Annotated in this window: 19 protein-coding genes; 6 read left to right on the top strand and 13 right to left on the bottom strand. The window is 61.5% G+C overall.

Annotated features, from left to right (window positions below; all coding sequences use genetic code 11):
* Positions 1 to 388: 388 nt before the first annotated feature.
* A complete protein-coding gene (locus AW06_RS20800; RefSeq protein WP_273704746.1) occupies positions 389 to 730 on the bottom strand; it encodes a hypothetical protein in 342 nt (113 codons plus the stop codon).
* Positions 731 to 784: 54 nt separating this feature from the next.
* Positions 785 to 1,471, bottom strand: coding sequence for a transposase (locus AW06_RS20805; RefSeq protein WP_273704732.1), 687 nt, complete (start codon positions 1,469 to 1,471; stop codon positions 785 to 787).
* Positions 1,472 to 1,506: 35 nt separating this feature from the next.
* Here AW06_RS20805 and AW06_RS14530 point away from each other — a divergent pair, with 35 nt between their 5' ends.
* Positions 1,507 to 1,824: a hypothetical protein gene (locus AW06_RS14530; RefSeq protein WP_034951501.1), complete on the top strand. Its 318-nt coding sequence runs from the start codon at positions 1,507 to 1,509 to the stop codon at positions 1,822 to 1,824.
* Positions 1,825 to 2,212: 388 nt separating this feature from the next.
* Here the strand turns inward: AW06_RS14530 and AW06_RS14535 are convergent, their stop codons facing one another.
* Positions 2,213 to 3,304, bottom strand: a complete 1,092-nt coding sequence (locus tag AW06_RS14535) for an ABC transporter substrate-binding protein (protein WP_273704733.1) — start codon at positions 3,302 to 3,304, stop codon at positions 2,213 to 2,215.
* A gap of 363 nt (positions 3,305 to 3,667) precedes the next feature.
* Between AW06_RS14535 and AW06_RS14540 the strand changes: the two genes are divergently transcribed.
* The 3 genes from AW06_RS14540 to AW06_RS14550 are packed head-to-tail and all read left to right on the top strand — an operon-like array spanning position 3,668 to position 10,071.
* A complete protein-coding gene (locus tag AW06_RS14540; RefSeq protein ID WP_273704734.1) occupies positions 3,668 to 4,777 on the top strand; it encodes an ABC transporter substrate-binding protein in 1,110 nt (369 codons plus the stop codon).
* 12 nt (positions 4,778 to 4,789) lie between these two features.
* Positions 4,790 to 7,792: a PAS domain S-box protein gene (locus tag AW06_RS20810; protein ID WP_273704735.1), complete on the top strand. Its 3,003-nt coding sequence runs from the start codon at positions 4,790 to 4,792 to the stop codon at positions 7,790 to 7,792.
* 23 nt (positions 7,793 to 7,815) lie between these two features.
* Positions 7,816 to 10,071 carry an EAL domain-containing protein gene (locus tag AW06_RS14550; RefSeq protein WP_273704736.1) on the top strand — a complete coding sequence of 752 codons (2,256 nt, stop codon included), beginning with the start codon at positions 7,816 to 7,818 and terminating at the stop codon, positions 10,069 to 10,071.
* A 438-nt stretch (positions 10,072 to 10,509) separates the two neighbouring features.
* On the opposite strand, the gene AW06_RS20815 is transcribed toward AW06_RS14550, so the two are convergent.
* The 4 genes from AW06_RS20815 to AW06_RS20830 all read right to left on the bottom strand — a co-directional run bounded on the left by AW06_RS20815 (position 10,510) and on the right by AW06_RS20830 (position 12,110).
* The gene (locus AW06_RS20815) at positions 10,510 to 11,121 is read right to left on the bottom strand and encodes a hypothetical protein (protein WP_273704737.1); all 612 of its coding nucleotides are present in this window, start codon (positions 11,119 to 11,121) and stop codon (positions 10,510 to 10,512) included.
* Positions 11,111 to 11,344 carry a hypothetical protein gene (locus tag AW06_RS20820; protein ID WP_273704738.1) on the bottom strand — a complete coding sequence of 78 codons (234 nt, stop codon included), beginning with the start codon at positions 11,342 to 11,344 and terminating at the stop codon, positions 11,111 to 11,113. The genes AW06_RS20815 and AW06_RS20820 overlap by 11 nt, the downstream gene beginning before the upstream one ends.
* Positions 11,328 to 11,915, bottom strand: coding sequence for a hypothetical protein (locus AW06_RS20825; protein ID WP_273704739.1), 588 nt, complete (start codon positions 11,913 to 11,915; stop codon positions 11,328 to 11,330). Before AW06_RS20825 ends, AW06_RS20820 begins: the two co-directional genes overlap by 17 nt.
* 69 nt (positions 11,916 to 11,984) lie before the next feature.
* The gene (locus tag AW06_RS20830) at positions 11,985 to 12,110 is read right to left on the bottom strand and encodes a hypothetical protein (RefSeq protein ID WP_273704740.1); all 126 of its coding nucleotides are present in this window, start codon (positions 12,108 to 12,110) and stop codon (positions 11,985 to 11,987) included.
* 255 nt (positions 12,111 to 12,365) lie between these two features.
* Between AW06_RS20830 and AW06_RS20835 the strand changes: the two genes are divergently transcribed.
* A complete protein-coding gene (locus AW06_RS20835; RefSeq protein WP_273704741.1) occupies positions 12,366 to 12,815 on the top strand; it encodes a hypothetical protein in 450 nt (149 codons plus the stop codon).
* A gap of 27 nt (positions 12,816 to 12,842) precedes the next feature.
* On the top strand, positions 12,843 to 13,922 hold the full coding sequence (locus AW06_RS14565; RefSeq protein WP_273704742.1) for a DUF2914 domain-containing protein: 1,080 nt from the start codon (positions 12,843 to 12,845) through the stop codon (positions 13,920 to 13,922).
* Between the two features lie 21 nt (positions 13,923 to 13,943).
* Here AW06_RS14565 and AW06_RS20840 read toward each other — a convergent pair whose 3' ends face one another.
* The 6 genes from AW06_RS20840 to AW06_RS14590 form a co-directional block, all read right to left on the bottom strand.
* On the bottom strand, positions 13,944 to 14,087 hold the full coding sequence (locus AW06_RS20840; protein WP_273704743.1) for a hypothetical protein: 144 nt from the start codon (positions 14,085 to 14,087) through the stop codon (positions 13,944 to 13,946).
* A gap of 12 nt (positions 14,088 to 14,099) precedes the next feature.
* Positions 14,100 to 16,004 carry a DUF4178 domain-containing protein gene (locus AW06_RS14570; protein WP_034951502.1) on the bottom strand — a complete coding sequence of 635 codons (1,905 nt, stop codon included), beginning with the start codon at positions 16,002 to 16,004 and terminating at the stop codon, positions 14,100 to 14,102.
* Between the two features lie 39 nt (positions 16,005 to 16,043).
* Positions 16,044 to 17,072, bottom strand: a complete 1,029-nt coding sequence (locus tag AW06_RS14575; RefSeq protein ID WP_034951503.1) for an SPFH domain-containing protein — start codon at positions 17,070 to 17,072, stop codon at positions 16,044 to 16,046.
* A 66-nt stretch (positions 17,073 to 17,138) separates the two neighbouring features.
* Positions 17,139 to 17,543 carry a DUF350 domain-containing protein gene (locus AW06_RS14580; protein ID WP_034951504.1) on the bottom strand — a complete coding sequence of 135 codons (405 nt, stop codon included), beginning with the start codon at positions 17,541 to 17,543 and terminating at the stop codon, positions 17,139 to 17,141.
* 30 nt (positions 17,544 to 17,573) lie between these two features.
* A complete protein-coding gene (locus AW06_RS14585; RefSeq protein WP_034951505.1) occupies positions 17,574 to 18,293 on the bottom strand; it encodes a type III pantothenate kinase in 720 nt (239 codons plus the stop codon).
* Positions 18,290 to 19,105: a biotin--[acetyl-CoA-carboxylase] ligase gene (locus AW06_RS14590; RefSeq protein ID WP_034951506.1), complete on the bottom strand. Its 816-nt coding sequence runs from the start codon at positions 19,103 to 19,105 to the stop codon at positions 18,290 to 18,292. The genes AW06_RS14585 and AW06_RS14590 overlap by 4 nt, the downstream gene beginning before the upstream one ends.
* Positions 19,106 to 19,128 lie beyond the last annotated feature (23 nt).

The raw sequence follows: 19,128 nt of genomic DNA on the forward strand, positions 1-19,128 counted from the left end.
CCTATGCAATTAAACACTAGCGCTATTTCTCCAACCGACTCGACAAGTTGGACTACCCCCGCGCACTTGCGCTGAATCCACCCGTCGGTTCTGGCGAGGTCGAGAGTCCTCATCGCGACCTCGTGCAGACCCACCTCAAGCGCCCAGGGGCTTGGTGGCGTGCGGACAGGACTCAAGCCATGATCATCCTGCGGGTCATGTGACATAACCCGCTGTGGGAAACCTATTGGGAAAAGCGCTGGGCGGAGCCTCTACGCAGAGCGGCTTAAAAACAAGACTCCCCGTCCAACACTTTCGTTCGCACCCATGTCGCTAACGGTCATTGCAGGACTGGTAGCCACCCCGTATCATGAAACATTCAAAGGCACGGTCTGCTCGCCAGCCAAAGTTAGAGGCACCTGGGGTGGTGCTTGACCGAGGCGCCTGGGGTGGTGCTTGACCGAGGCATCTGAGCGATCCTGCCATGCTCTTTTCTTGGCATCGCGACGTCATTATCGGCGATGCTTTTTTGCGCCCGAAAGCCGGGTTGTTTCACATTAACATAGGCAGCGGCCTGCGCATCGAGGCTGATGAAGTAGCTGAAAATTCCTTGCCGGTCGAGTTCGCCGACTGCTTGATGCGCGTCGGTGATCGGCAGGCGCTCGTCCGATACGTCGATGTCCGACGGCTGGCCGTCGGTCAGGACCAGCGACAGTGAATGCCGACGTCGAGTCGGCCGCGAGCGCTGCAAGGCGGTCCTTGGCGGGAGTTATCGCGGTCACGCGGGCCGTTCATCGGCTGATCCTCATCCGGCGTATTCATGGTGGGCCAATTTCTCGAGGTTGTGGGTCCGGCAATAGAGCTTCCAGTGCCCATCCACCTTCTTTCGCCCCCCGCAGGGTGAAGCGGTCCAGCCGCTGTTTGCCCAAAGATTGCCGAACACCGGTTCCACCCTGGCAAAACGCCGGTCGTCACAGCGCCGGCCCTCTTCGCGATCGATGGCGCGCTTCCTCCGGTCGGTGTGGCTTTCCTCGGCAGCTGGGTACTTGCCCCGGAAGTAAACCTGTCGGACCCGTGTCTTCTCCGGGGTTCTCAGGCATCGAGCCCGCAGCCCACAGGGCACGCCATCCCGCTGGCTGCCGGTGAATCTGGTGGCCAGGTGGCCGTTGTGGAGACCGTTCGACCCTTTCTGGTACAGGGCCTTGCCGGCCGGACCGATGCAGGTGCCGGCTTCACGATCGTCGTCGAAGTCGGCCGGCCGGAAGCGCCTGGCTTCTTTCGGGGGCTTGCCCTTGTCGTCGAGCAGGTCCGGCTTCGCCTGGTGGCGGCCCTGGTCCTGGAAGCGTTCGTCATGTCCTCGCATGGCGGTATCGGCAATGAGTGCGGGGATCGCGGCCGACGCCAGGGCCTTCAGGTTGGCTTCTCGGTAGTCGCCGGCATCGGCCGTGATGAGCGTTTCGTGGCGGCGCAAGAGTGCGATGGCCTCGACCACCAGCGCAGGAGCACTTCCTGTTCGGAACCCATGCCGTGGGCCTAGGCCGTGACGATGGCCTGGGCTTGGTGAGCGACGGCGGCTACCCTGGTGTCGCCCGGGATGACTCCCTTGCCGGTAGCCATGCTGGCCTAGTCGTTGTCGGTACGGTTGGAGAGCCCGACGCCGCCCCGGGCGCCGGCCCGATCCTGCGAATGCTTCTCCAGCCAAGTCCGCAGTGGCCTCGCTGCGAACTGCGGGCGCCCTTGTGGGAATGTTCGACCGTCAATCGCGACGACATCGATCCGCAATTTCAACCGATTCCGGAAGTCGAGTCCGATCCGCGGATCGCGTGTTACCCGGACGCAAACTGACCGGTGCAAATCACCCGCCTCAGGCACGATAAAGCAAGTTCCCGGACACAGAGCTCAGTAGTCGCGCTTGATAACTCGGCGGATGTCCAAGATCCCATGTCCTCCGATTGTTGCCAAAAGGGGTATAAGACTCCTATTCTTAGTCAGAATGCGCACGCTACGCGATTCGTGCACGAGCATAGTCCTTTGTGATCACCGGCGACGCCTCGGCGGCATGAGGCACAGCGCTGCTGCTCCGCACACCTAGTCACGGACGCTTCGACGGAAGCCACAGCCCCGGCGCGCTCGCACTTTTCCCACGCGAACTCGGTCGTAACCGGACCCTTCCCGTAGACGATGACGTCGACCTTGCCGGCGGCTTCCTTGAGCGACCCCCGCTATGGCGCCGTCAGTCCACCGGCATTTCGTAGTCGAACGTGTCGATCCGGTAGCGCTTACGGTTGGAGAGCACCTCGCTCATGACGCCAAAATCGAAGCTCTGATGTACGGAATTCCACTCCGCGCTCGCCGGCAGGCGCCCGTGCTCCTTCAAGAAACGAAAGTTGCGCGCGATCAAGGAATTGCTCTCGGCATCGGGGCGTGCCATTTGCGGCACTTCGCGCAACTCAAGCAAGCTGCTCCGGGTCATCTGCATGATCTCCTTGACCGTCAGTTGCGGTCCCTTGAACGTTGCTATCGCCTGCGCTGCCCACTCGCTCGCCCGCTGTAGATTGTTTCGGTCGCGCCGCAACCAGTTCACTGCACGTGCCAACGCCGCCGCAAGCTGCGTCACGGCCTCGGGATTTTCCTTTCGGATCTTGCGGGTGACGATCAGATACCCCGGTGAGCGGTGACGGTAGATTGCCGCGTATCGATCGCCGTGTTTGAGCAGAACGGTGCTTGGCGCCGGCTCGAACGCTGAGAATGCGTCGATCCGACCCGCGAGCAGCGCCGCCGGCATGTCGCGAACCTCCATGCGCACAGGCACGATGTCGGCATCGCGCAAGCCGGCTTGGTCGAGCGCCTGCAACAGCGTGAAATGACCTGCACCGCCGCCCGGCGTGCCGACTCGCTTGCCGCGCAATTCGGCGATTGCCTGTCCTTTGCGTGCGACCACCACGCCGAAATTTTCCTTGAACAGCGCAACATTGGTAATCTCCATCGCCGCCGCCAGTTCCAGCATCGTGATGTCGGATTGCAAGGTTGCGTCGAGTTTGCCATCCAGCATCAGGGCAACCGCGTCGGGGCCTTTATCGAGCGGATGGTAACGCAGCGTGTTGCGTCCCAGTCCCTCGCGGAGGATGCGGTCCCGGCGGATGACCTCGGCGACGACCGCATTCGGCACGGCAGTAATCACCGGGCCGAAATCGATTTCCGCTGCGGAACTGCCGTACTTATATTTCGCGTAATACGGTGAATCTTCGGCGCCGGCCCGAACAGCACCAAGCACAAGGACGAGCAGCAGAAAACGACCCGAGATAGAACGACCCAAGATAGTCATCGGCTCGTGCTCTGACGAGGCGGTGAGAATAGGAATCCCTCCGTGCGCGCAAAGAATAGCGCAACCCGAAACCCCGACCGTATGCTATCCCAAGTAGTCCGATCGCACCGGCGGCGGGTCCAAACTTTGCAACGCGGCCACTGCCGGGTTAGGGTCGACGGGAGGCCCGTCGATCGCCGGGTCCACGGTCTCGACATTGTCTTCACTCCAGTACGATGGCTCATGGAAAAGCGGAACACGCAACTTCGATGAAGGCGATTCTACGATCTCTGCAATATTACTTTATGATCCAGTATACTATTACTAACTAGATAATAGCCAGCACTGAAGAATTCGCTTTGGCGACTCAGGATAACAACCGTATTGGAAGGCAATAATCCTTTGACGAAACGTCCGGCAAGACTTGCATTGGCGGTAAGAACGATGCTCGTCGCGGCTGGTATCGTGCTGTCGGCGAATCATGCGTCGGCAGCGCCGAACTACGAGTTCGGCACCCACGAGAGGATTATCGACATCGGCTATGGAGTCTTCGCAACGCCGATGTCGGTGCTTGGCGAAGTCATGCGCCGTGACAGGATCCTGCAGCAACAGGCAGAAAGTGCCGGCCTGGAGTTCCGCTGGCATCCGTATGAAAAAGGTGTCGATTCGCTGAAGGACATAGTTGCTGGAAAACTTGACGCCAGCATGCCCACAGATGTCGTCGCGATTAGTGCCGTAGCCCAGACTGATGTCATGTTGGTCGGGTATGTCCGACAATCTTTTGCTACCGTCGTCGGACCGAAAAGCTGGCGCATGGTGGACCTTAGAGGCAAACGGATCGGCAATGCCGCTGGAACCTCAGGACATAACGCTTTGCTGCACGGCCTTGACAGCGCCGGTTTGACCGAGAGCGATGTCACGCTCGTGCAGATGAACGTCAGCGACATGCCTTCCGCGTTACTCGCCGGCCGCATCGACGCCTTTTCGGCGTTCGAACCGACGCCGTCGAGCGTCCTCCGGCAACATCCCATCCGCTTCGGTGCCCTGCATAAGCAAATCAGCCCAGCGTATTTCATCCTCCAACGCTCGCTTTCCATTCGAAACCCGGAAGGCGCCCGTCTGCTGGTCGCCAGCCTGCATCGGGCAGTGCGCTGGCTCGGCCGGGGACGTGACAACCTGACCCACGCCAGCCAGTGGACCTTGACTGCGATGCGCGAGTTCTCAGGTCGTGAACCGACGATTAGTGAAGGCGAGATCATCCGTTTCACACGCCAGGATCTGCTCGAGATTGCCGGCGCGCCAAGAATTCCGGCCAACGAGTCGGAAAGCGGATCGGCTCTGTCACGCAACTTCGAATTCTTCAAGAAATCTGGGATGCTTCCGGCCCAATTAAGCTGGGCAAAAATACAGTCATCTATCGACCGTAATATCGCCGGGCAGGTGCTCAAAGACTCCCGCCGCTACCGTCTCGACGAGTTCGATTACCGTCCCTAGAACCTCCGGCCCATGGACCCCCTCCGGCCAAATCCGTTTCGCGCGAAGGACAAGACGGCGTGGTGGCGAACGATCTCGGCGCGAATCGTACTGCTGTTCGCCAGCCTGTTTCTCATCGTAATGATCCTGATCCAGAGCGTAGGGCTCTACGGCTTGCAACCGGCGGGTGTCCACGGGTGGATCCACCAGCTCACCGAGGAAGAACTTCATAAATTGTCGGCGGCCGCCGACGCGAGCAAGGCTGGGATCGAGACCTGGATCCGCGAGCGGCGTAATGATCTCCTTGTCTTCGCCAAACAGCCGGGGATCGTCGAGCACCTCCGGCAGTTCCGGACTCGCGACCGAACTCCCGCTACTCTTCGAAAAGCCAACGAAGACGACTCGGTCGCCGAGTATCTGGCACTGATCCATGACACCTTCGGCGGATACGAATCGATCCTACTGATCGATGCGCGCTCGGGCATAGTCGTTGCTGCTTCGGAAAGTGAGAGGATCGGAACCACCGCTTTCGACGCAGCGACCTTGCCCATACTGACCGCCAGCGGTGCAGAGGAGACGCTCGCAATCAACGCCAGCGAAGGCCGTTCACGCACTATACTTAGAATTTTTCGCCAAGTGATCGACCCTCGGAGTGATGCCGTTCTCGGTCTCTTCGTTGTGGCGATTGACCTCGAAGGCGAACTGCGCAATCACATTGATGGTATGCTCAGCGAGTTGCGCGGTACCAGCGGCGAAGTTCTCCTGTACGACGCTAGCGGACGCTTCGTGTTGCAACCGCGGTACCCGCTGGCCGACGGAAACGGCGCCGCTGGGGCTGCCAATATCGACGAGTCGAGGATCGCCAGTCTGGCAGTGCGCGGTGGGGAGGGACAGATCGCCGCGCCGGATTACCGTGGTGAGCCGGTTCTGGCCGCGTACCGCTACGTGCGGATGTCGCCCGAGGTTGGCTGGGGCCTGGTGGTCAAGAAGGACGAGAGTGAAGTTCTGGAGGCGCTCCGCGAACACAACCGGACGACGATCCTGCTCACGGTAGCCGGGATCGTTGCCTTCTTGGCCACGGCAATCTTCAGCGCGCGCGGGATTACACGTCCGATCCGCCGCCTGATCTGGGCCGCGCGGCGGATCGAGGCAGGTGATCTGAGTACTCGGGCAGGAGTCCGGGGCAACAGCGAAATCGCCGATCTTGCCCAAACCTTCAACGCGATGGTCGAGCGCGTCAGTGAATGGCACGAAGCGCTGGACACCCAAGTCCGCCAGCAGACCCGCCGCATACTCGAACAGGAAGGGACCCTCGTCGCCTACAGCCAGGCCACCAACGACGCGATCATCACCATCGACGAAAATGGGCAAATCGTGACCTGGAACCCGGCCGCGGAACGCACATTCGGCTATAGCGCAGACGAGGCGATTGGCCGCGACCTGCATCGCTTGCTCGCCCCGTCCCAACTCGTCTCCAAGGCTGAATCCAGTTTCCGGAACTACATCGCCACCGGAACCGGCCCAACGCTGAACAGGGTGCGCGAACTCCCCGCCCTCACCCGCTCGGGCAAGACGATTGCCGTCGAACTCACCGTCTCGCCGATCCAAGTCGATGGGAAGCGCAGGGCCATCGGGACCTTGCGCGATATTACCGAGCGCAAGCGATTCGACAATTCGATGCGCGTACTCGGTGAGCGCCTCGCGGTAAGTGCCGGCGAGGACTATTTCCGCAGTCTCGCCGCTGCGCTTGCCGAAGCCGTCGGCGCCGATTCTGCGATGGTTGGAGAGTTGCTCCAGGACCAACCACCTCAAATCAGTACACTCGGCCGGATGACGCAGACGGGCCTCGCCGAGAATTGCAAAATGAAGCTCATCGGAACACCCGGCGAGCAGACTCTGGTCGACGGGTATCTTTGTTTTCGCGACCGGGTCAGAGAGGTGTTCCCGCAAGACCACGACCTCACAGAAGGAATCAGCGCCTGGGCCGGTCAACCGCTGGTCGACCAGACCGGGCGCCCGATCGGACTGATCAGCGCCCAGTGGCGGGAATCGCTCGCCGATGGATTCCAGCCGGCGGCGATGCTGAAGCTGTTTGCCAGCCGCGCCGGCGCCGAGCTCGAACGTCTACTGGCGCAGCGCGAGCTCGCCCACACTCTGGGGATGCTGGAGCAACGCGTGGCCGAGCGGACCCAGGAGTTGACCCGTACCAACAGCGATTTGGAAACGACTGTTGCGATCCTGACCGAAGCAAAGCGCGAGTTGGTTGAATCCGAGAAGCTGGCCTCGCTCGGGCGTCTGGTCGCCGGCGTCGCCCACGAACTCAATACACCGATCGGCAATAGCCTGACCGTGTCGACCTCGCTCAGCGAGAAGATCGACCAATTCCGCCGCGCGATCGCCGGTGGCACCGTGCGCCGGTCGACCCTCAACGAACTCGCCGACGACCTCGACCACGGCGCGCGACTGCTTGCCTCGGGGTTGGGGCAGGCGGCCGAATTGATCCACGGTTTCAAGCAGGTGGCCGTCGACCAGACCAGTTCCCAGCGACGCAGCTTCGACCTACGCACGGTGATCGATGAGGTGATGGCGACGCTGCATCCGCGCCTCAAGAAAACGACACATCGCATCGTTATCGTAGTCGACGGGGAAATCACCCTCGACAGCTATCCCGGACCTTTTGGCCAGATCGTCACCAATCTCGTGGAGAACGCTTTGGTCCATGCCTTCGATGGCCTCGACAATCGGACGATGCGCATCGCCGCCCGACAGCGAGGAACCACGACGGTTGAGATCGAAGTCAGCGACGATGGCTGCGGCATGTCTGCAGAAGTCCGGGAACGCGTCTTCGACCCCTTCTTCACGACCAGGTTGGGCCGGGGGGGAAGTGGTTTGGGAATGAACATCGTATATAACATCGTGACCGGGATTCTCGGCGGGAAGATCGCGCTGCAAAGCGTGCCGGGGGCCGGAACGACGTACCTGCTGACCCTGCCGTTGACGGCACCGAGCAACGCGGTACCTGCGGAGAAGCCATGATGCCCCCCGATGATTCGGACTTAATGTTAATTGAGGAAGACGGTCCCGACGAGGCGCCGCTGCGTGGCGATGCCTGGAGGATCCTGATTGTCGATGACGATCCCGAGGTTCATGAAGGAACCGTTTTTGCGCTCAAGGACGAGGTCATGCTTGGCCGCGGCCTTGCGTTCCTGCATGCCTATTCCGCTGCCGAAGCTCGGCAGGTCTTGGTAACCGAACGTGATATTGCGGTGATTCTTCTTGATGTTGTAATGGAACGAGTAGACACCGGCCTCGACCTCGTGCGGATCATCCGCACCGAGATCGGTCTGCTCGAGCCGCGCATCATTCTGCGCACCGGGCAGCCCGGGTACGCACCGGAAACGGAAGCAATCCGGCTTTTCGACATCAACGACTATCGCACCAAGTCGGAACTGACCCACACGCGGTTGCTCACCTCGGTGATGGCCGCCGTACGGGCCTACGTGCAGATCCTGTCGCTGTCGCGACAGCGCCACGGCCTGCAGAAGATCATCGATGCCTCGCCCGGACTTTACGAAAAACCGGCGATTGACCTGTTCGCAGAGGGAGTCATCCTGCAGATCGGCAACCTGCTCCATATCGAACCGGAAGGCATCCTTTGCGTCGAAAAATGCGGCACTGACGAGAAGTCCAGCGAAAAATCGGTATCGCTGAGGCTGATCGGCGCCACCGGACGCTATCGCGGCTTCGTCGGTTCGGCACTCAATCAAGTTCCGGAAAAGCGCGCCATCGACGCGCTGGTCGAGTGTGTCGCCCGTCGGGATCACACCTTCGGAAACGGTTGGACGGCGCTCTACATTCGACCTGCGCCGGATCGCGACGGAGCCGTCTTCCTCGACACACCGACCGTGCTCCCCGATGCCGACCGCCAACTCCTTTCGGTGTTCTGCACGAATATCGTCGGCGGCTTGCGCAACGTCAAGCTGCTCGAAGAATTGCGCAATCTCGCCTACTTCGACCGGCTAAGTGGATTGCCCAACCGCAGTTGTTTCCTGACGCGACTCGACGAGCATATCGCCAGTGGGCATCTTGATTTCACTGTAGCGATCGTCGACATCGATCATTTCTCCGATCTCAACGATGCGATCGGTCATGCCAACGGTGACCGAGTGCTGCATGCGGTTGGCCTACGGCTACGCGCGGGGCTCGACGACGACTGCCTTGTGGCGCGGGTCGCGAGCGACAACTTCGCCATTTTCGGACCTCCGGCCAAAGTCAATCCAGCGATGATCGGTCGACTGTTCGAAAAGCCTTTCGCGATGCCCGACTTCGAACTCCCGGTGTCGGTGACGATGGGTCTGGCGACGCTCTCCGAATCCGCAACCTGCGGCCCCGACGCGCTGAAGGCCGCGTCGATCGCGCTTAAGCGAGCCAAGATCGCCAATCGCGGCCACCACGAATACTACACCCGCGAGATGGAAGACATCATCCGCGCGCGCATCGAGATTCACCGCGATCTGCGGCAAGTCCTCCAGAAGCGAGGGCTTGCCGTCTTCTACCAACCGCAGATCGAGCTTGCCACGGGACGCTTGGTCGGCACCGAGGCGCTGGTGCGATGGAGACGCAATGACGGCGAATTCGTCCCACCGGACCAGTTTATCCAGGTCGCAGAAAATACCGGCCTCATCATCGATCTCGGGGAGTTCATCATCACCGAATCGTGCCGCCAAGTCGCCAAGTGGCGGGATGAAGGGCTCGGAGATATCCGCATGGCGATCAACGTCTCGATCGCCCAGTTCAGAAGCCGCCATTTCCTCCCCTTCGTTGCCGACGCGCTCGCGACCGCCGGAATTTCGGGATCGAGCGTCGAAATCGAGATCACTGAAAGTATGGTCATGAACGAAGTTGAAAGCGTCATCGAGACGCTTAGCGCGCTACGGCAATTGGGAATATCAGTTGCCGTCGACGATTTTGGAACCGGGTTTTCATCGCTAAACTACCTGCAGCGCCTTCCGATCGACCGACTTAAGGTTGATCGTGCCTTTGTCCGCGACATCGGTAGCGGCGGCCGCGGCGAGATCATCGCGCAATTGATCGTACAGCTTGGCAAGATGCTGGGCTTGCAGATCATCGGCGAAGGCATCGAAAGCGAGATCCAGGCGGCGGTGCTACGCAGTTGGGGCTGCCACGAGGGACAAGGATTTCTTTACTCGCAGGCGGTCGACCCGATCGCGCTCGCCGACTGGATCAATCGTCACGGACGCAACTCGCCGCTGCCTCGTCGTGGCGGAGCAGCAGGGGGACAGAAGCCAGTCTGAAGATAGGAGAAAGGCCGCCTACCCCGATGGCGAAACCGCTAGGCTGACGATTGCACCGGCCGACCAGGCGGCGACTTGTCGATCTCCATCCGTCCTCCGCACGCATTCAACAAACGCAGCATACCCATAGACGGATTATTTTGGGTACACCCTCTGAGATGTTGTGAATACATCTACCGCGCGGCCGATCCACGGCGTTGCCTACTCGCTCACTTATCGCCTATCGAGGCTGTAGAAAACCCCGTTGTCCCATTCCCGGCCCTGATTCGCGGAAAATTTTTTCGACCGCGCGCCCGGGGGCCGGAAACGGGATGGGAGGGGCTGGAATGTCGACGTCGAGTCGGCCGCGGGCTTTGCAAGGCAGTCCTTGGCGGGAGTTGTCGCGGTCATGCTAGATCCCTTGGGTGAGAGATCTTGAAGCGGTTGAGTCAAATTGTGTTATGCGGCAATTTTGGCGTTGTCACACCATGAATGGACGGCTTTCTCGGCGGCCTGGAAAGTGCGATGCAGAGGGGCTGCTGATGCCTTCTCGTCGTGTGTAGGGAGGATGGCGAGACCTGGACGCAGTACGCGCGAGTATACGCGGGTGTAGAACATGGCCGTTCGCAGCCCGAGTGAGGTGAGGCGATAGCGATGCGATTTCGGTATCCTCTCGATCAAGCCGTGCACGCGCAAGCGGCAAAGCTCATAGCTCATGCAACCGGGCATGATCTCACCGGAATGTTTCCCGAGAAGCACAGCGAATACCTGGCGGAGTTCCTTGTTCGTGAACCCCTGGGGGAGAAAGACGAACATCAACAGGGCATGAAGGAGAGCTTGCACCTGTGGATCGGCGAAACGCAGTGCCGGCACACGCTGGCCAGCTCTCTGGCGAGGATGTTGCAGGTCCTGAAAAGCCTCCTCGCCCAATGCGCAATCATGGCTGACCCGCTCCACTTCCAACAACCTCCGGTTGGCGGCGAAGCCCATGCGACGTAGTGCGGGCAGGTTATGCAGGAGGCGACCAATGCCGAAGTCGCGGGTGTCGTTGATAGTGGTTTCAGTGCGCAAGGCCTGACTTTCCTTGTGATACTGTTTGATCCGTGAACGCTTGTAGTCCAGGGGTGACCCCTTCGGTGAACACTCGGGTACGAAACCTCCCGGGCGTCCGCCGGGTGACACGGCGATTGAAGATCAGTTGCACTTGATCCGGACGGCCAATATCGAGATTTTCACGAATGACCTGCTCGAAGAACACCCGGCCGGTCACCGGATGATCAAGGACTTGGGTCAAGGCAAACTCGGCTTGCAGGATCGACAGTTCGTAGCGATAGCCGGCGGCGCGATCTTTGTCGTCGAACGGATGCGGCAAACGGTCCAGCCATTTGCGCAGCAGCGCCGTCGATCTTCGTGGCGTCCAGTTCATCGCAGAGGCGTTGGAGCGCTTTGGGGTCCGCGCACGATAAGATGCCATTGTCCAGCGCCTGGAAGGCGATGTCCTGTTTGCGCAATTGGCACTTGGCGTACTCGTTCCCGTTGAGGCATCGCTTGGCGTTGTACGGAAAGTACGAGCAGAACTTCAGGAAGAACGGACCAAAGTCCTCGTCCACACAGTAAAAGTAGTAGTAATTGACGAACGCGCTGCCATCTACCACCCACGGGTAGGTGGCTCCCGTGATCGCGTTGCGCCGCCTCTCGGTGCGCACCACTCGCGCCTTCTCTTGCGCCCGTCCGATGTACACCACGCCTTCCTTGGCCTCGAACTTCACCAGATATTCCCGTGTGACGTCGTCTTTGCGCTGATCTTTCTTGAAACTCACGACATCGACACCGTGGCGTTTTGCAAACTTCTCGATCGCCGCCACGAACTGCTCGGTCTTTGGCGCTACACCGACCGTCGAGGCAAAGCGCTGCCCCAAATGCCCCCGCAGATATCACACCACGCCGCCGATCCGCTGCAATTGTGGAACGTAGACGTTCAGGTACATCCGGTCGATGCTCTCGCTCTCAAGCACCACATGCTCCTGCAGGACTTCGCCAACACTTTGTGGTAGTTTCAACTTCGGCTCCGGTCGTCCACGGGTCTTCTGACCCATTGAGGCTTCGACCTCCGATTTGTCTGGGCTTATCCCAGCCGGCTCGACCGGGGCCACTTCATACCTATCGTCCGACAACTCCCAAATACCACTTGTCGGTCTGAGGCGGAGCCTCGCTAGAACTCTGACGGCAGATCGCCCCGAGCTTCTCGAACGGGCCCGCGGACGTCGCCGACAAACCCGCCCCATCGCAAGGTCGCGCGCTACGTCCGGGCGCTCTTGCTGGCGCGCATCTACAAGGTGCTGCCGCTCGTCGTCCAATGCGGCGGCGTGATGCGGATCATCGCCTTCATCACCGAAGGCCCGGTGATCCGCGAGAGTCTCGGCCACCTGGGCGAGCCGACCTCGCCCCTGACCTTGGCACCCACACGCGGCCCGCCGTGGTGGAAGTTTCCGGTGGCCGGACAAGCCGAGCGTGAAATTGATCCGCAAGCCCAACCGGCACCGGACTACGAGTTCGACCAGCGCATTGCCTGGTCGGCGCAGAAAAGACAACGGTTTGCGGTTTGTCGCAGGACGACTCGTCTGCCAGCAGGCTACAGACTGGCTGAATTCCGCCGGCCTTGCGCCTGCTGGTGTTGGTTCTGCCGTTGGTTCTGCTTAGGCGAGAGAGGTTTCCAGGACCAATTCTCGTTTGACATGGTACGCAAGACGCGGCGATACTTCTAGCAAGGTCATTGAATTTCCTATTCTTTCATGAATTCAATCCAGCTCTGGACTCTTCTGCGGCAACTCTATCCGGTGGCCGCCTTTCTCGGCGGTTTCGTCTGGGATGCGCTCACCATCGGCCAGCGCATCCGGGTCGTCGATTTCTGGCGCCTGGGAGCTTTCCTGCTCGGTGCCGCACTGCTGACACTCTGGCTGGCGCGCCGGGGCGCGCGCGGGGTCGCGGCGCCGGTGACCGATCAGTCGCTACGCAGCCGCTGCCGCTCGCTCGTCTGGCAGGCACCTTATCTCCTGCTGCAGTTCTTTTTCGGGGGGATTTTCTCGGCACTTTTCATTCTCTACTTCAAGAGTTCCGGACATCTCGGCACCTGGCTTACCGCGGCCTTTCTCGGTGCCCTTCTGATCGGCAACGAATTTGCCGGCGACCACTATGGGCAGCGCTTCACGCTGACCTGGGCCTTGTTTGCGCTGAATGCGATCCTGCTCTTCAATTTCGCGCTGCCGCATGCCCTGGGCAGCCTGAATCCCCTCTGGTTCTACGCATCGACGGCCGCCGGCCTGATCCTGACGCTGCTCCTGCGCTGGCTGGCGCCGGGACGACCGGGGCGCAGCGGCCCGGCCTGGAGCCTGGCCGGGCTGTTGACGCTGGCCTTCAGCTTCGACATGATCGCGCCGGTGCCGCTGGTCAAGCGGCAGATGGCAGTCGGACAGGAGTTCGTGCAGGCGGACGGTAATTACACGCTGCAAATCGAGCGGGCGGCGTGGTGGCAATGGTGGCGCGATCAGGCGAGCACCGTTCATGTGCCGGAAGGCGGCCGTCTGTACGGCGTATCGGCGGTATTCGCGCCACTCGGGGTGACCGCGTCCCTCGAACACCGTTGGGAAACCCATGCCGCCACGGGCTGGCGGCTGGTCTACCGCCGGCCTTTCCAGAGCACTGGCGGCCGCGATCGCGGCTTTCGAGGCTACTCATGGGTACTTAATCCTCCGCCTGGCGACTGGCGTTTCATCGTTGCCACCCAGGATGGCCGGACGATCGACGTTCTACGCGTGAAGGTCGAGCGCGGAGCGCCGCCTCGCGAAGAAGTGCGTATCCAGGATTTCAACTGAACCTTCGCCAAGCGCTTGTCCTTATTTGTGATAGCCGCGTCCGCCGCCGGCGACGCGTGCGGTCTGAGTGGCGGCGTCCTGGGCAAAGAGACTCCAGCCCTGATACTGGGCATACGAGAAAAAAAGCAATGCCAGCAGGCCGGCGATCCAGTTGGTCCTGATCATGGCAATCGCACCTCAGTCTGCCTCGCCACCCAGGTCGCTCTCGTTCCAGCGCCGTGCCTCGAAAGCTCCCCTCCGCCAGCGCGACCACAAGGGGAAGATCACCAGGAAGATCAGCAGCAGCACATAGTTCGACCAGCCCACCGGGTCACGGATGACCTCCAGGGTGTCGACCACTGCCGACACATTGTCCTTCCCGAGTTCGTACTCGATGACCAGGTAGTAGGTGCCTGCCGGCACGGCCCTGAACACCATTTCATCGGACGCCGAACCCTCGGACCAGCTCTCGCCGTCATCGACGCCCTGGTAATAGCTGATTTCCTGCATTCCCAGGTAAGCCTCACCGCTGTTCTTCTCGACCAGGGTGGTATTCACCGATAGCCAGTTATTGGCTACATCGGTGCTGTGGCGGACCTGCAGCGCGCGTGCGCGACTCTTGAGGACGAATTCCTGGCTGCTCAGCGTCGCCTCTTCGTTCTGTGGCGAAAGCACGATGCGCTGCTTGAGTACCGACTGCGACGCGAAGAACAGCGCAAAAACGAGCTGCACGACGGTCGCTGCCAGCGCCAGTTGCCAGAACAGTCGGCAAGCGCGGCGATGCCTTTCCAGCAGCGGGTTCGGCTGGTTGGCATAGACTCCGATCTGGCAGGGCGGCGGCGCCTTGACGCCGAAAGCGGTACGTATCTCATCGGCCGGCCGATACTCGGCCTGCGACCAGTTCGCTTCCTTCGCCGTCACCTCGCGCGACAACATCCGCGGCGGACAGACATAATCGTCAATGGCACAGGTCTCGCCGACGGCAACCCGCCAGTAGAACTCGCCGACGACATAGATCACCTCGGCCGAGCCATGGTTGTAGAGCCTGAACTCGTTCCCTTGATACTTGAACTTCTTCTGCCCACGACCGACCGACGGCGGATTGGAAAGCGTGCGCGCATGATTCCAGTGGCCCTGGTATTCGATCAGCCAGGCGAAACCCTGCTGCCCGTTGAACAACAGATATTCCGACCACGCCTCATCGCTGCCCTGCGAGCCGCTGCTGCGGCGCATGAAACCGATCACTTCCCAGTCGATGCCATCCAGCCTGCCCTGGCTGCCGAGCGGCAGCCAGGGCACTTCGCGCAATGCCTGTGCGGCCCTGGCCAGGAGTTTGATGTTTTCGTTGTCGATCCCGATGATCGATCCACAACTTTCGCAGGCGACGCTCTCGATGGCCGGCGAATGAATGCTCAGCGTCGCCGCACAGTGCGGGCAATTGAAGGCACGCGCCGTGACCTGCGGCGCCGCGGCGGGCGAGTGATCGTCCGGACTTCTGAGATTGCTGAGCCGGAGTTCGGCAAAGGCGATGGCCTGGCCGACGAAGACCAACGGTGGCGTCTCGCTGTAATCGATGGTCAGGAAGCGATTGTTCCCGCGCAGGTCGGCGCTCTGGACATCGTAGCCGGCAGCGACCTTGAACGGCAGTTCGCCCTGCCCGGAAATGCAGCGGGCAGTGACGAGATTGCTGACCGTGAAGGTGCGCCCGTCGAGGATCACCGGCATCTCCAGTGCCAGCGCCGCGAAGGCGGGCAGCGGGTCGCTGACTGCGACCTGCGCGCTGACCAGCCACTCGCCAGCGGCTTCGGCGAGCCATGCCGTGCGCCCGTCCTCGAAGAGGACATGCCACTCGTTCCAGAGCCCGGCTTCATATTGCATCTGGATGCGGCCGATGACCGTGAACGGGTGTTTGCGGAAAGTGCCGGTGCTGCCGATCTGGACCGGCGAACGATCTTCGAGCAGTTCGGCCATACGACCGAGGTTCTGCAGATCCTCGCCGCTGCGCAGCAGGGTGCTGCGACAGAACTCGCAGACGACATAGATCGAGGTTGCCGACCGGAAAGCGACCGGCGCGCCGCACGACGGGCAACGGGCAGTCTTCACGAGCGGGCGGCCGGCACCTTCACTGCTCTGGCCGGTGATCTATACCAGCTTGCCGAGCAATTCGGTCTTCTTGGCGTCGAATTCGGCTTGCGAGAGGATTCCCTTGGCCACCAGGCCATGCAGCTTTTCGAGCGTCGCGATGACCTCGTCGGCGTTGCCGGCAGGACCTGTCGATGTCGCTGACTGCGCCGGCGCACCGCCGCCCGGCATTGCTTGCGCCATCGCCGCCGCCATCGTCTGGCCGATGCCCAGTCCGGCGCCGAGACCGGCACCGAGGCCGGCGATGCCGCCCTCGTTCTGTGCCGCCAGCGGAATGCTGCTGGCGACCTGGTATTGCGTGTAGCGTCCGAGGTCACCGAGCATGTTCATGCCGATGCGGCTGTCGAGGATCTTCTGCAGTTCTTCGGGCAGCGATACGTTCTGCACGACGAAGCTGTCGAGCGCCAGTCCGTAGCGCTCGAAGACCCTGGCCAGCTTGTCCTCAAGGGTCCGGCTCAGTTCGTCGAGGTTGGCCGCCATGTCGATGAAAGGCACCCCCGATTCGCCGAACAGGTCGGTCATCGAGCTGATCACCAGGTTGCGCAACTGGCCATCGAGTTCGGCGACGGTGTATTGCTCACGAGTACCGGAAATCTCGCTGTGGAACTTGCGCACATCGGTCAGCTTGTACGAATAGATCCCGAAAGCGCGCATCCGCACCATGCCGAAATCCTTGTCGCGAATGGTGATCGGGTTCGGCGTTCCCCATTTGCAGTCGAGCTGCAGGCGAGTCGAGAAGAAATAGACATCAGATTTGAAGGGTGATTCGAAGAGCTTGTCCCAGTGCCTGAGGTTGGTCAGCAGCGGCAGGGTACTGGTCGTCAATCGGTAGCGGCCTGGCCCGAAAACATCGCCGATCTGCCCCTCATTGACGAAGATGGCCATTTGCGACTCGCGCACCGTCAGTTGCGCCCCGTACTGGATCTCGAAATCCTGCATCGGGTAGCGCATGGCAAGGACGCCGTCGCCTTCTTCTGTCCAGTGAATGACATCGACGAACTGTTTCTTGATGAAGTCCATGAGCGCCATGGCAATCTCCTGATCACAAGGTTGGCAGGCCGGCGCCGCGCTGTCGGGCGCCGGGAGAGAAATCGGTCAGTAGGTCATGCAGGCGGCGTTGATCAGGCCGATGCAGAACGAAATGGCGGCCAGGAATATCGCCGGTGCGATCCGTCCGGCCGGGATGTCCTGATTGAGCTGAGGCAGCGTCAAACGGGCCGCCAGATAGGCCAGGATCTGGATGACGCCGGCGATCGCCCCCCAGGAAGCGAGATCAATCAGGGTATCGCTATGAGCGATGACGTTGGCCACCGGCATCGCAAAACCGAGCAGCGCCCCCGCCAGGCTGACCGCTGCCGCGGCGTTGCCGGCGCGAATCAGCGCGACCTCGTGGTAAGGGGTGACGTTCAGGTAGACCAGCAAGAAAAGCACCAGCAACCCCATTGCCACGGCGAAGTAGGCGAGGAAGGCGGGCAAGGCCGTCAAGAGGTGGGTCGGCATGCGGCATCTCCTGTCCACAGGAAGAGCGGTTCAAAGGGATTCGGCATAACGCACCAGACCGCTGAGGATGAGATTGTCCGTCAACTGGAAAGGGATGCGCAGATGTGCCGCCAGTGGCGCGGCGCCACCACCGGTCAAAAGGCAGCAGGCGCCGGGTTCGGTGGCGATTGCCGCAAACATCCGCTCGACGGCACCGAGCTGAGCTTGCAGGCAGCCGCTGACGATGGCGTCCATGGTGTTGCGCGGCTCGCTACGAAAAACGCCTTCGGCGAAGGGCAACTGCGCCGTGTTGCTCGCTAGTGCCGCCCGCATCAGGTCGTACCCCGGCAGGATCAAGCCGCCGCGAAACAAGCCCGAGGCATCGAGCCGATCGATCGTGGTCGCCGTACCGGCACAGACCACCAGGCAGGTACTGCCGAGCAAGGCGCGCGCGCCGATCAGCGCCGCCCAGCGGTCGGCGCCCAGTTGCCAAGGACGTTCATAAGCATTACGTATGCCGCAGGCCTCGGCGCTGGCGTGCAGGAACGAGACCTGGGCATGCCGCCTGGCGAGAAGATCCGCAATGCTTGCGGCAACCTCGCGGCCGGCGACGTTGCAGATCGCCACCCGCGCCGCCGCCGGCCATTCGTCGGCGGCCTCGCTCAACCAGGCGACATCGGCAGTCGCCAACACGCCGCTATCCAGCCACCGGTTGCCGTCATGGACGCCCCATTTGATGCGGCTATTGCCCGCGTCGATGGCGATGTTCATGCCACCCGCAGCGACAGATCGCCGCACAGGCAGCGTTCGACCCCGCTCGATGTCAAGAGCAGGAGCGCACCGTCGGTGTCGGCGCCGAGACAGATCCCCTGACGGTCGAGCTGCCCGTCGTTGAGCAGACGCACCTGACGATCCTGCCAGACATGACGCGCCTGCCATTCGTTGCGCACGGCGCCAAACCCGTCCGCCGAAAACTCGTCGAGAACAGCGGCGAGATCGAGCAGCAGTTGCGCCAGCAGGTGGTGGCGATCGGGTACTGCTGACAGCGCCTGCGCCAATGCCGCCGGGCGATGCAGGAATTCCTGCAGCTCCTCGGCGGCAACGGCGGGCAGCTGCAGATTGAGGCCGATACCGATCACCGCCAGCATGCCACCCGGCACGGTCTCCAGTTCGATCAGAATGCCGCCAACCTTGCCGCCGTCAAGGAGGATGTCGTTGGGCCATTTGAGTCCGATGCCGGCAACGCCGCAGGCCTCGAGCGAACGTGCGACGGCAACGCCAACCGCCAGCGACAGTCCCGCCAGCCGCGCCATGTCGCCGCTGAAGCGCCAGGCAAGCGAGAAGGTCAGGCTGGCTTCGGGGGACGATTGCCAACTGCGACCGCGGCGGCCGCGTCCAGCCGTCTGCCGGTCGGCAACCAGCAGTGCACCGCTCGTCGCCCCTTGCCGGGAACGTTCGAGCAGCAGGGTACTGGTCGAGCTGCATTCGCTCAGCGCCTCGATCGTGAAGCGACCCTGCGCCGGTTCGAGCAGCCGGGTAAGGCGAGCAGGATCAATCTGGCAAGAGCTACGCGAAGGGTCCATGGCTTCGTCATCACAAGCAACAC

Source organism: Candidatus Accumulibacter cognatus (genome assembly GCF_000584975.1).
GTDB classification, from domain to species: Bacteria; Pseudomonadota; Gammaproteobacteria; order Burkholderiales; family Rhodocyclaceae; genus Accumulibacter; species Accumulibacter cognatus.

Excerpts from the sequence above, each read along its gene's own strand:
- AW06_RS20840 (WP_273704743.1), bottom strand. The coding sequence starts at position 14,087 with ATGATCAGGACCAACTGGATCGCCGGCCTGCTGGCATTGCTTTTTTTC.
- AW06_RS14565 (WP_273704742.1), top strand. The coding sequence starts at position 12,843 with ATGAATTCAATCCAGCTCTGGACTCTTCTGCGGCAACTCTATCCGGTG.
- AW06_RS20810 (WP_273704735.1), top strand. The coding sequence starts at position 4,790 with ATGGACCCCCTCCGGCCAAATCCGTTTCGCGCGAAGGACAAGACGGCG.
- AW06_RS14580 (WP_034951504.1), bottom strand. The coding sequence starts at position 17,543 with ATGCCGACCCACCTCTTGACGGCCTTGCCCGCCTTCCTCGCCTACTTC.
- AW06_RS14575 (WP_034951503.1), bottom strand. The coding sequence starts at position 17,072 with ATGGCGCTCATGGACTTCATCAAGAAACAGTTCGTCGATGTCATTCAC.
- AW06_RS14550 (WP_273704736.1), top strand. The coding sequence starts at position 7,816 with ATGTTAATTGAGGAAGACGGTCCCGACGAGGCGCCGCTGCGTGGCGAT.
- AW06_RS14590 (WP_034951506.1), bottom strand. The coding sequence starts at position 19,105 with ATGGACCCTTCGCGTAGCTCTTGCCAGATTGATCCTGCTCGCCTTACC.
- AW06_RS14535 (WP_273704733.1), bottom strand. The coding sequence starts at position 3,304 with ATGACTATCTTGGGTCGTTCTATCTCGGGTCGTTTTCTGCTGCTCGTC.
- AW06_RS14585 (WP_034951505.1), bottom strand. The coding sequence starts at position 18,293 with ATGAACATCGCCATCGACGCGGGCAATAGCCGCATCAAATGGGGCGTC.